This window comes from Yinghuangia sp. YIM S09857 (genome assembly GCF_051388915.1).
In the GTDB taxonomy this organism is placed as follows: domain Bacteria; phylum Actinomycetota; class Actinomycetes; order Streptomycetales; family Streptomycetaceae; genus Yinghuangia.
In genome coordinates this window covers 593,310-603,205 of record NZ_JBPKBH010000003.1, presented here as the reverse complement: position 1 = coordinate 603,205, position 9,896 = coordinate 593,310, and the positions used below count along the sequence as shown (strand labels likewise).

13 protein-coding genes are annotated in these 9,896 nt (G+C 64.9%); 7 read left to right on the top strand and 6 right to left on the bottom strand.

What is annotated here, in order from left to right:
- Positions 1-115: 115 nt before the first annotated feature.
- Complete coding sequence (locus ACRX5S_RS08790; protein WP_436772219.1) at positions 116-544, top strand: MerR family transcriptional regulator; 429 nt, start codon at positions 116-118, stop codon at positions 542-544.
- Positions 545-1,096: 552 nt separating this feature from the next.
- A complete protein-coding gene (locus tag ACRX5S_RS08785; RefSeq protein WP_436772218.1) occupies positions 1,097-1,540 on the top strand; it encodes a hypothetical protein in 444 nt (147 codons plus the stop codon).
- A 309-nt stretch (positions 1,541-1,849) separates the two neighbouring features.
- Here ACRX5S_RS08785 and ACRX5S_RS08780 read toward each other — a convergent pair whose 3' ends face one another.
- The 4 genes from ACRX5S_RS08780 to ACRX5S_RS08765 all read right to left on the bottom strand — a co-directional run bounded on the left by ACRX5S_RS08780 (position 1,850) and on the right by ACRX5S_RS08765 (position 3,771).
- Positions 1,850-2,107, bottom strand: a complete 258-nt coding sequence (locus ACRX5S_RS08780; protein ID WP_436772217.1) for a DUF7660 family protein — start codon at positions 2,105-2,107, stop codon at positions 1,850-1,852.
- Positions 2,108-2,266: 159 nt separating this feature from the next.
- Complete coding sequence (locus ACRX5S_RS08775; RefSeq protein ID WP_436772216.1) at positions 2,267-2,623, bottom strand: CPCC family cysteine-rich protein; 357 nt, start codon at positions 2,621-2,623, stop codon at positions 2,267-2,269.
- Between the two features lie 164 nt (positions 2,624-2,787).
- The gene (locus tag ACRX5S_RS08770; RefSeq protein ID WP_436772215.1) at positions 2,788-3,309 is read right to left on the bottom strand and encodes a hypothetical protein; all 522 of its coding nucleotides are present in this window, start codon (positions 3,307-3,309) and stop codon (positions 2,788-2,790) included.
- A 165-nt stretch (positions 3,310-3,474) separates the two neighbouring features.
- Entirely contained in the window at positions 3,475-3,771 is a 297-nt protein-coding gene (locus tag ACRX5S_RS08765) for a hypothetical protein (RefSeq protein WP_436772214.1), read from the bottom strand.
- 157 nt (positions 3,772-3,928) lie between these two features.
- On the opposite strand from ACRX5S_RS08765, the gene ACRX5S_RS08760 reads away from it, so the two are divergent.
- Positions 3,929-4,867, top strand: a complete 939-nt coding sequence (locus ACRX5S_RS08760) for a Shedu anti-phage system protein SduA domain-containing protein (protein ID WP_436772213.1) — start codon at positions 3,929-3,931, stop codon at positions 4,865-4,867.
- Positions 4,868-4,905: 38 nt separating this feature from the next.
- Here ACRX5S_RS08760 and ACRX5S_RS08755 read toward each other — a convergent pair whose 3' ends face one another.
- Positions 4,906-5,688, bottom strand: coding sequence for an HNH endonuclease (locus tag ACRX5S_RS08755; RefSeq protein ID WP_436772212.1), 783 nt, complete (start codon positions 5,686-5,688; stop codon positions 4,906-4,908).
- 527 nt (positions 5,689-6,215) lie between these two features.
- Between ACRX5S_RS08755 and ACRX5S_RS08750 the strand changes: the two genes are divergently transcribed.
- Positions 6,216-7,127 (top strand): phosphotransferase enzyme family protein, encoded by a 912-nt coding sequence (locus tag ACRX5S_RS08750; RefSeq protein ID WP_436772211.1) that lies wholly within the window; start codon positions 6,216-6,218, stop codon positions 7,125-7,127.
- Positions 7,128-7,134: 7 nt separating this feature from the next.
- On the opposite strand, the gene ACRX5S_RS08745 is transcribed toward ACRX5S_RS08750, so the two are convergent.
- Positions 7,135-8,505 carry a helix-turn-helix domain-containing protein gene (locus ACRX5S_RS08745; protein WP_436772210.1) on the bottom strand — a complete coding sequence of 457 codons (1,371 nt, stop codon included), beginning with the start codon at positions 8,503-8,505 and terminating at the stop codon, positions 7,135-7,137.
- A gap of 214 nt (positions 8,506-8,719) precedes the next feature.
- Between ACRX5S_RS08745 and ACRX5S_RS08740 the strand changes: the two genes are divergently transcribed.
- Genes ACRX5S_RS08740 through ACRX5S_RS08730 form a run of 3 tightly spaced genes read left to right on the top strand, consistent with a single transcriptional unit; the run spans position 8,720 to position 9,827 of the window.
- The gene (locus ACRX5S_RS08740) at positions 8,720-9,247 is read left to right on the top strand and encodes a hypothetical protein (RefSeq protein ID WP_436772209.1); all 528 of its coding nucleotides are present in this window, start codon (positions 8,720-8,722) and stop codon (positions 9,245-9,247) included.
- Complete coding sequence (locus tag ACRX5S_RS08735; RefSeq protein WP_436772208.1) at positions 9,237-9,521, top strand: hypothetical protein; 285 nt, start codon at positions 9,237-9,239, stop codon at positions 9,519-9,521. Before ACRX5S_RS08740 ends, ACRX5S_RS08735 begins: the two co-directional genes overlap by 11 nt.
- A 15-nt stretch (positions 9,522-9,536) precedes the next feature.
- Positions 9,537-9,827 (top strand): hypothetical protein, encoded by a 291-nt coding sequence (locus tag ACRX5S_RS08730; RefSeq protein ID WP_436772207.1) that lies wholly within the window; start codon positions 9,537-9,539, stop codon positions 9,825-9,827.
- The last annotated feature ends 69 nt before the right edge of the window (positions 9,828-9,896 follow it).

Genomic DNA, 9,896 nt, shown 5'->3' with positions numbered 1-9,896 from the left:
ACGGCGGACGCCCTCTCCTCAACGCAGCCTGATCACCCGGCAACCCGGTCAACGTTTCCGGTCACAGCACTAGGCACGGTCGTGGTCGCGTTGTGACCACGTGAACGGAGGCGGCATGAGAATCGGGGACGCGGCGGCAGCCGTCGGGGCAACCCCCAGAGCCCTGCGCTTCTACGAACAGCGCGGCCTGCTCCCACCGCCTGTCCGCACCGCCTCGGGCCAGCGCGAGTACGGACCGGACGACCTCGCCCGCATCCGCGTCATCCGCGAACTACTCGCGCTCGGCCTGACCATCGAGGACATACGCACCTTCGCATCACGCCTGCCCCTCCTGACCGACGACTCCCAACCGCGATGCCCCGCCTTCGACCCGCAACCCGCCGACTCCCCCACCCCCGACAATCCCCCCTCCCCCGCAGCCGCCGCCGTAGCCCACCGCCTGGCCGCCCTGGACGCCGAAATAGCCCGCCTCACCCACCTCCGAAACACCCTCGCCAAAGCATCAACCCCACCACCCCGCGCCCCGGTCACCCCTCACACGTAGTCCCGTCGCTCCCCCAAACACCGCCACCAAGCACCGCTGCTCTGCGCCGACGAACAGCAAAGCCCGGAGAGCTCAACTCCCAGGAACGGACCTCCCCAACAGCCCCCGGCGCCCAACTCCTGAGCACAGCCCCCAAGTTGGCTTCCACGGCAAAGCAAGAGGCCCACTCAACCAATCGAGTGAGCCCCTGAACTGCCGTGCGCTCGGCAGGATTCGAACCTGCAACTATTCGATCCGTAGCTCGCGCCAGACAGGGCAACTTCGGACGCTGAGATCTACGCCGACGGCCCCAAGCCCACCGCAGGTCGGACTTGGTCGCTGTCGTTGCTGTGCTTCACCGCTGTACCGTTCCGTTCGCGCATGTCTCCGTAGCGCATCGCTCGTCGGCAGTAGCGCGCCCAAATTGAAACCCTGCAACGTTCGTTCAAACGTGATCACTTCGTACCGAGTCCGAGCCCTTCAACCGCTAGCCTCCGACACATGCGGCCTGGGGGCGGTGGGGGCGTGTCATTGGTTCGACGCGGTCTGCTCACAGGCACGACGCTGCTCGGCATGGGGTCCCTGATCTCGTGCACGGTGCCATCCGGAGCGGTTACCGGCATCACGATTGCTGCCGATGGAACTCCTCAGGTTGTGGTGACCGTCTGCAAAGGCCGCATTGACGGCGCCGTGTTGCAGGAGGACACCGAGAACAGCACCGAGCGCCCCAAGACCAGCTGGAGTCACCAGGGAGCGATCAAGGACTTCGCCTCATGGCCGCTGGCCGGCAACGCCGAATGGCCTCTCAACAAGCCTCTCCCCCTGCTACCGGGCCGGACCTACCGCCTCTACGCGAGCACTCACGACAACAAATGGTCGGGGCTAAGCGTAAGGTTCACACTCGACGACCTGGCCGCCTTGCCCGTCGACCAGGTCAGGTACGTCCTCTGGGCGACCGGCACCACCGTCACCACATCCATCGCCGAGTTCCGCGCCCATGCCTGCGACAAGTCATAGGACAGGCCGTAAGGCACTCGGCTCCCACGAATGCAGCTCCCGATGAGCCTTCGGAGGCCAACTCCTGGGCTTGGCTCCCAGGTTGGCTCCCGTGGCAAAGCAAGAGGCCCATCCGGTGAACCGGATGGGCCTCTGAGCTGCTGTGCGCTCGGCAGGATTCGAACCTGCAACCTTTTGATCCGTAGCTCGCGCCGAGTCGGACATCACCGGTCATCGTGGTCGACGTCAGTGCGGTTCTTAGCACGCACGGCTGGTGCTGGCCAATGCGGTTGCTGTACTTCGCTGCTGTACTGCACAGCCAGCGGATCCCTACCCGTAGACCCTTGCTGCCATGAGCGCGCGGGCCATGACAGCCCAGTCGCCTTGCGCGGGGAGTTCCTGATCGTTGTCGGCGTACCACCTCGGCGCGGCGTCCAACCACGCTGCAAGAGCGTCTAGGAAGGAGTCAAGCGTCGCGTTCTCCCACTCGGACCCGCGTCGTAGGAAGTCGTCCCGCAGTTCGTTGATCACAGCGATGAGCGCGGCCCGATCGGGTATGGGAGCGTCCGCAGACGGAGGGCTAGGCATGGCCTGGATGGTACGTGTGCTCAGGAGCCAACCGTGGAGACATCGCACATGGCTCCGGAGACACCGGCATGTCCGACCCCTCACCTATCCCTGACCTGCGGCGGAACTGCGCCAAGCTCGCTCGGCGGGGCACCGTTTCGCACCCGTTTCGCGATCTCGCTACGGCTGTGGGATCTCGTGAGGTTCCGGGGCTCGGACGAACTGCGCGCACCGCTCGTCGCACGCGCCCATCGCAGCGAAGTTGCGGCGTGCCTCGGTGAGGCTGAGACTGCCGTTGGGCCCACCGCGAACCACATCGGCGTCGTGGTCGTCCTGGCCGTCGTCCTCCCAGAAGCAGACCGAGCAGATCTCGAACTCGCCGCGCGAGTCCAAGGTGAGGTTGGCGCAGCAGGGGCAGGCGTGCGGCCCACTCCCGGAGACGCGGCGAACAGACTCGTTCTCCAGCTTGTCGACGTACGCGTGGAACCAGCGCGTACGCGCCTCAACTACTTCCGGTGGGACCTCGTTGTCTGGCATGCCCGCGAATATGGCACGTGGGCAACCGGATGCCCATGTGGTTTCCGTGGCCTGACGTCTGAGAACACCGGATCGGTGAGCCCCGAGCCGTTCCCGTGCCGCACTCGTTCTCCCAACTGAGGAACCGACGCTGGGATCCCGGCAATCCGGGGCCGGCACGAGCTTCAGAAGGTGCGCCACTCGGTATCGGGGACGTTCTCCCAGACACCCATGGCCCACTCGTGAATCATGAAGAGCGGTCGAGTGACCACGATGTCGCCGGCGCGCTGCACGCGCATGATGAGTCCCAGATCCCGAGCCGACGCGTTCCCTTCGTGGGTCCAGGACAGCTCAATCCCGTGCGCTTCGGTGTAATCGCAGATCCAGTCCTCCAGCTCCGACGGCACCCGTGAGACCAACGGCACGCCGTCGAGCGTCACTTGCGGGCCCTGACGAGCATCGACGGCGACACACGCCAGGCGTCCAGAGCTCGAGTAGAACGCCGAGACCCCGACACCAAAGAAGTCCTCGGCGCTGTTCAGCAAGCCACCAGACACTTGCTGCTCGGTACGAGCTGCATGGCGCTCGTCCAACGCGTCTGCCACCTCGTCAGCATCCATCTCGAACAGCAGCGGCCCCACTCCGACGAGAGGCCGAAACACCCACTGCTGACGTTCGTCATCCTGCTTGACGTCCCACATCCCCATGGGCGCCACCCAACCACGTCGCCCTGTACGGCAGAGGCTCACCCCAGGACACGTGCACGGCTCCGGAGTGCGGTCGCGTACCACGGGTTTGTGCAGGTCAGCGACATGTGCGGTATCAACAGCAGACGCTCATACCGCGTCTATACCTGATCATGCCCTGGCCGGTCAGAGACCTCGGATTGCCTCACTAAGGTCATCGCCGTAGTTGCTCCACCACTGGATGGTGCGGGACTCCATATCCATGCTGCCCATCAGCCAATCACCGGTCTCCGAGTCCTGGACAACACAGAGGTCCCCGAACCCCAAGACGTACGACGGCCGGATCGGCTCCTGTGTCGGGTCCACGGCATCCGTGACCACGAAGTCGAGCGGCAACGCACACGCGGTCCGATCGCCCGACCACTCTCGCAGACGCTCGTTCGTCCACCCGGCCGGCATCGGAACCCCCGCGCTCTCCGTCATGCCCGCAGTATGGCCGGTCTGCGCTCTGAGCTTGGGAAGCACCAATACGATCAACGTGATTGATCAGTCGGGCACGGAGCACAGTCTGTGCCCAGACATGGCCTCGAAATCTCCGTGAATGGGCCGCGGTTTGCGTGATGCTGAGTATCCTCAGTCTATGGAGAACTATCAGCCGCCCTTACAACATACTTTCCGCACTGTCGAGCCGGACACGGATCCCGAACGCCCTCAGCCTCTACCGTGGGACGAATATTCAGATTTGGTGCTAGCTGAGTGGTACAAGCTCCTCAGTCATCATCCAGAGGAGGATGCGGTTCAAACATTTCTCGAACTGCATCCTGCAATGATTCCCGGTGGCAGCGGGGATATTGGACCGGGCGGACATCACGGATCTGAGATGGGTGCGGTCTTCCGGCGGCCTAACCTGATTGGCGGCGGCCGCACATTTGAGCCAGATTTCATGTGGGTCACACGCTCCTCCGGACTAGTCACGCCGATTCTCATTGAAATCGAGAAGCCATCGAAGCGCTGGTTCAAGAAGGATGGGCGTCCGACGAGTGACTTTACTGAAGCCCGGGATCAACTGAATGACTGGCGTTCCTGGTTTGCGCGCGATGGGAACCACTCACTATTCCGCGACAAATTCCTTCTGCTTGGCGACAGATATTATGACAGGCCGCTAGAGCCTCAATACGTTCTGATCTATGGGCGCGATTCGGAATTTCAGCGTGGTGGTGGCCATGCCAACCCTGGTGAGCTTCGTTTCAAACGTGATGCACAACGCGGGGACAGTGAGTCCTTTATGTCGTTTGACGCGCTCCGACCACGCTACGATCACCGCATCTCATTGACGTTAACCATGACCGCGAGTGGTCCTCGGATCCACGCCTTCTCTCCGATGTACGGAACGGGGGCCCACATTGGAGACGGGGCTCTTTTGCTCGGCGACCCACAGCCAGCCCTCTCCCGCACGGTGATGATGACTGACGAACGGCGGAACTATCTGGCCGAACGATGGAAGTACTGGCAGGAAGATGCGTTGCGAACTAATGCGGCAGTTAATGAAAGCGTGATTCGACAAATGGGCATTGAATAGGGCGACTGGTGCCGCGTGCATGATCTAGCAATGGGCTGCTATTCGCCGTCCGCATCGGTAGCCTCACCGCCCTTTTCATGCCCCTTCTTGTCCAAGTGCTCGTGGACAAGTTCGAAAAAGGATTCGATTGGAACGGCGCGAATCTCGGCTTGCCACCAGACCATTGGGCTGTGATTCATTCCTGTTGAACTTTGAACTCTGATCTTGCGCGAATATAGGAAGTAGCCGCTATTTACGCACTCCTCTAAGATTTCATCCATGCGCCGCCTCGCATCCCTTTGTTCCTTTAGGCTTTCAAGAGAGCTGGCGATGTCCATCCAGTCTTTGAGCTCATCCAGCATTGAAATCAATTGTTCAATTTCGGCGTCCGTTCTGTTCTCTTCGGAGTAGCTCGGGAGGAACGACCATGCGCTAGCGATTAGAGACCAGAGGTCGGCTCCGGATTGAATCATGTGGAACAGAGGTTCCTTCGATTCGGCGGCTGAGGCATCGAATGCGAGAGTCCTAGTCACCCAAGCTTCATGCTCGGATTTCACTCTGCGCATTCTCTCTACCGGCCAGCCGTTTTCCTGGTCGTCGACGAGCTTGTGGTGATTTCCACAAAGCAAGATCAAGTTTGAATGGTGATCCCGGTTTCCGTCGAATGGAGCACTCGCTCGCGGCCCCCCTGGGGACTGCGGATGAATATGTGCCATTTCTCCAATGATGGAGTCATCGTCCTTTTCGACTTCTGGTGGAATCACGAGTTTCGTGCGGCAAATTGCACAGCATCCACCGCTGAGGGCCCACAGGATCTTCATGGATTTTTCGGAGATTGCCACAGTGGGATGTTAATGGCAGATTAGCTTTTCCGCTGGCGTTCGTATGGAAGTCACCCCTGGGTTGGGCGATGCGCCGTAGCTGGGTGAAGTCCAGCCCCAGCGACGCGACCTAGGGCCGGCGCGCGGCCGATCGCGGCTTTCAGGTCTCGGCACTTCCACGCGCCTTGAAGCGACACTCCGATGTAGGACAACCGGAACGGGATTGTCCCGTGGAAGGTCTGGGTGCCGCAGCGCAGGTCGGGCCGCGCCGGGACCGGCGTCTGCGCCGCACGCCCGGCGCGGACCGCGCCGGAGCGGCGGCGGCGTGCCCGGCAGGGCGCGCCCTTGATCCAGTAGAGATTAATTCGGCAGTTGATCTGTCCGGGACTGCGTCACGCGTCGGCGAGTGGCACTCAGGCCGCAGCCGGGGGCACCCAGGTCGGGAACGCCTGATGACCGGAGGTCGATCGGCGCGGTACGCGTCCACGGACCGGCGGCGGCGTTCTTCGGACTGCGTGAGGGGAACCGCGGCCGGTAGCGTCCTCCGTATGGCGGACAGCGGGGAGTCGCAGGCGGCGTTCACGGCGGAGTATGCGGCGGGGGTGTTGGAAGCCGCTTGTGCGGACGCGGGGTTGGATGCGGCGGGTGCGTCGTTGTTGAGGCTGGGGGAGAACGCGGTCTTTCGGTTGGCGGGGCCGGTGGTGGTGCGGATCGGCCGGTCTGCGGAACGGCTTGATGAGCACGTGCGAACGGTCGGGGTGGCTCGGTGGCTGGCGGAGGTCGAGTATCCGGCGGTGCGGGTCGTGCCTGGGGTGCGTCAGCCGGCGGTGGTCGACGGACGCGTGGTGACGTTTTGGGAGCTGGTCGCGGCCGAGGAACGGTACGCGGATGTCGTGCAGTTCGCGGAGTTGGTGCGGCGGCTGCATTGGCTGGAGGAGCCGGCGTCGCTGGGGCTGCCGTACATGGATCCGCTTGGGCCGACTATGCGGCGGCTCGGGGAGCTGACGACTCTCTCGGAGGACGACCGGACTTTCCTGGCGGAGCGTGCGGAGGCGGCGCAGAAGCGTTATGACGCGCTGGAGTTCGTGTTGCCGTTCGGCATGATCCATGGAGACGCGAACGTCGGCAACGCGCTCGTCGGCGACGACGGGCGTGCGGTGTTGATCGACCTGGACGGCTTCGAGCTGGGGCCGCGGGAGTGGGACCTGACGCAGACCGCGATGTACTTCGAGCGGTTCGGCTGGCATACGCGGACCGAGTATGAGGCGTTTGTGCGGGCGTACGGGTTCGATGTCATGAACTGGTATGGCTACCCGGTCCTTGCGGATATCCGGGAGCTGTCGATGGTGGTGTGGCTGGCGCAGAATGCCGGGCACGACGACCAGGCGGCGGCGGAGGTCCGGCGGCGCGTCTCGGATCTGCGGACCGGCGGCGATCGGCGTGGATGGAAGCCGTTCTAGCTGCGGGCTAGGTGGTCTGCCACAGGCGGTGTGTGCGGGCGTTCTCGATGAAGTCGGCGACGGTGGCGTTGCCCGCGAAACGGTCGAGGCGTGTGCGGAACTCGCCCAGGTAGGCGGCGCACCGGGCGGACTTCAGTTGGCGGCCGAGGGTTAGGGCCTGCATCGCGGCGCGGCACGCCAGTTCGGGTTCGCCGTGGTCGAGGAGGGCGTCGGCCAGGACCATCGTGGCGAAGAAGTCGGAGCGGACGTAGGAGCCGTCGGTGCCGCCCAGGCATTCTTCGGCGTAGGTGGTGGCCTGCCCCGGTAGCTCCAGGTCGCGGAAGCAGTGTCCGAACTCGGCGGACAGCTCGGCCTGGTCGAAGTAGCTGATGAACTCGGGGTCCTCGCGGGGGTTGTGCCGCTCGAAGATGGACGTCGCTTCGGCAAGGGCCCGGGAACAGCCGGCCTGATCGTTGAGCCGGGCGAGGGCACGGGCCTCCATCGCGTGGAACTGCGCGGTCATGGTCGCGGTGCCATGGCGCTGGGTGCCAAGAACGGCGGCGCGGGCGAGGTTGGCGGCTTCCGCGTACCGGCCGAGGAAGGTCGCCTGGTGGCTCATCGCGGACAGGACGCTCCCGGCCAAGCGGCGGTCGTCGGCGGTCTGGGCGAGCCGGAGGGCCTGGACGAAGTAGCGCTGCGCAAGTCCGTGATGGCCCGAGTCGTAGCTCATCCAGGCGGCAAGCAGCGTTCCTTCGGCGACGGTGGAGAACAGCGCTCGGCCGACTTGTTCGGTGGAGCGTGCGGCCAACAGGTCGCGTACGTCGGAGTCCAGGTACTGGATGAGCGAGCGGCGCCCGTGTCCTCCTCCGAAGCGGTTGTCCATGTCGACGAACATGTCGACCGTGGCACGTACGGCCTCGACGTCGGCCATGCCCACTTGGCTGCGTACTCGGGCTCCTGGGAGTGGGGTGCCGTCGGCGGAGACCAGCCATGCGAGCGGTGCCGAGTGCCACGCGCTCAGATCGGGTTCTGCGGCCAACAGCCCTTGTGCGCTGGCGAGGTCGGCTCGCCACAGGCTGGCGATGGCGTCGATGCTCTCGTCTGCGGTGCCGGGGTAGTCGACGGGCGGTGCTGCCTCCGGTGTCGCGGGGTCGGCAAGTCCCAAGGCGTCGGCGGGGGTGTCGTACGCCTGGACCAGTAAGGAGACGTACTCGGCCGGGTAGGCGTGGCCGTTCTCCCACCTGGCGACGTAGCGCTTCATGGTGGCGTCGGGCGGCAGGACTCGGCCTTCGAGCGCGGCGACCTGCCGCAACGCGTAGATGAGTTTGGGTTGTGTCCAGCCGCGCCGGGTTCTTTCGGCGCGTAGGAGTTCCGGCCGGTAGGTCGGTGAGCCAGTCACCGTTGATCGCCTCCCCCGAAGCGGCACGTGCGGCTGCGGCCCACGTGTGCGGACATCTTCCCGGTGCAGTGGGAAACCAGTCAAAGGGGTTGGGGTGACACGGCCGTGTCATCTGCTGTCACCCCTTGTCATCTGTGGGGGCGGGTGGTGCCGCGTCGATGGTGGAGGTGCCCGGACGGATCGTCCGTCGGGCATCGGGCTCGGGAGACTCCACATGACGCAGCGCCAAACGGAAAGGGCGGCCCAGGCCGTACGCGGTGCCCCGAAGTGGCTGACCTCCGCGGCCGACGATGCTGCCGAGTGCCGTACGCATTGGCTCGCGCAACCGTCGGTGCCGCGACTGCTCGCGACCGGCAAGACGTTCGATGCGGTGGTGGTGGCCGATGAGTTGGGCATCCGGGCGCTGGACGGGTACCGGCGGATCACGGCCCCGGCGCTCCCGACGGTGATCGACCACAAGACGCGCAAGGTGGCGTTCCTGATCGCGTCGTGCGGTGCGCAGTTCTTCGCGGACACGATCGCTTCGATGCACCGGGGCTTCGCGTACCGGTACCTCGCGCTGGGGGACTACGTCCTGATTCCGGGACCGCTGGCTGAGGTCGGGGCGCGCCAACAGTGGCTGTGCCCGCCCCGGCCGGCGCCGGACTTGAGCGCGGGAGCCATCGTCATGCTCGTCGGCCACCTGACGACGGCGGCTCATCGGCTCGCCGCGGAGTCGAAGGAGGGCGACGGTGACCAGTGACGAGAACCTGCCGGACGCGGCGTCGTGGTCGCCCATCGACACGTCGGCCTGGTACGAGGCACGCGACGCGACGGCGCTGCTGCGGGATGTGCTGATCGCGGCTGACCTGGCCGAGCACCTGCCGTACTTGCGGGCCGACGTCAACGCCTTCGGCCACGGCTTCGTAGAGCTGGGGCGCACCACTCCGGCGGCGGTCAAGCGGATCGCGTCCCTGATCGCGTTGGGGCTCGCCGACGGCGAGCGTTCCTCGTCCACGCATCACGAATCAAGCTGAAGGGCAGTCGAGTTCATGCGCATCGCAGCCGACAACGAACGCACCTGCGCGCCGCGTGCCGAGATCCTGCACGAAGGGATCCCGTACGTCCGCGGGTGGAACGCGGCGGACGACGCCACACGCGAACTCGCGGGCGTACTCATGGCGGCCGGACTCGCGGTCGGCTTCGGCGCGCTCAAGGCGGACGTCAACGTGCACGGTGACGGGCTGGTGAACCTCGGCTCTGTCCCCGCGGACGTCGTCGCGCAGCTGGCCGAACTGCTCACGCGCGGGCTGTGCGCCGAGATGGCGCAACGCGCGGCTTAGCTCCACAGNCTGGTGAACCTCGGCTCTGTCCCCGCGGACGTCGTCGCGCAGCTGGCCGAACTGCTCACG

Bases quoted from the DNA above. Each gene is read 5' to 3' on its own strand.
- ACRX5S_RS08790 (WP_436772219.1), top strand. From the start codon at position 116: ATGAGAATCGGGGACGCGGCGGCAGCCGTCGGGGCAACCCCCAGAGCC.
- ACRX5S_RS08785 (WP_436772218.1), top strand. From the start codon at position 1,097: ATGGGGTCCCTGATCTCGTGCACGGTGCCATCCGGAGCGGTTACCGGC.
- ACRX5S_RS08780 (WP_436772217.1), bottom strand. From the start codon at position 2,107: ATGCCTAGCCCTCCGTCTGCGGACGCTCCCATACCCGATCGGGCCGCG.
- ACRX5S_RS08775 (WP_436772216.1), bottom strand. From the start codon at position 2,623: ATGCCAGACAACGAGGTCCCACCGGAAGTAGTTGAGGCGCGTACGCGC.
- ACRX5S_RS08770 (WP_436772215.1), bottom strand. From the start codon at position 3,309: ATGGGGATGTGGGACGTCAAGCAGGATGACGAACGTCAGCAGTGGGTG.
- ACRX5S_RS08765 (WP_436772214.1), bottom strand. From the start codon at position 3,771: ATGACGGAGAGCGCGGGGGTTCCGATGCCGGCCGGGTGGACGAACGAG.
- ACRX5S_RS08760 (WP_436772213.1), top strand. From the start codon at position 3,929: ATGGAGAACTATCAGCCGCCCTTACAACATACTTTCCGCACTGTCGAG.
- ACRX5S_RS08750 (WP_436772211.1), top strand. From the start codon at position 6,216: ATGGCGGACAGCGGGGAGTCGCAGGCGGCGTTCACGGCGGAGTATGCG.
- ACRX5S_RS08740 (WP_436772209.1), top strand. From the start codon at position 8,720: ATGACGCAGCGCCAAACGGAAAGGGCGGCCCAGGCCGTACGCGGTGCC.
- ACRX5S_RS08730 (WP_436772207.1), top strand. From the start codon at position 9,537: ATGCGCATCGCAGCCGACAACGAACGCACCTGCGCGCCGCGTGCCGAG.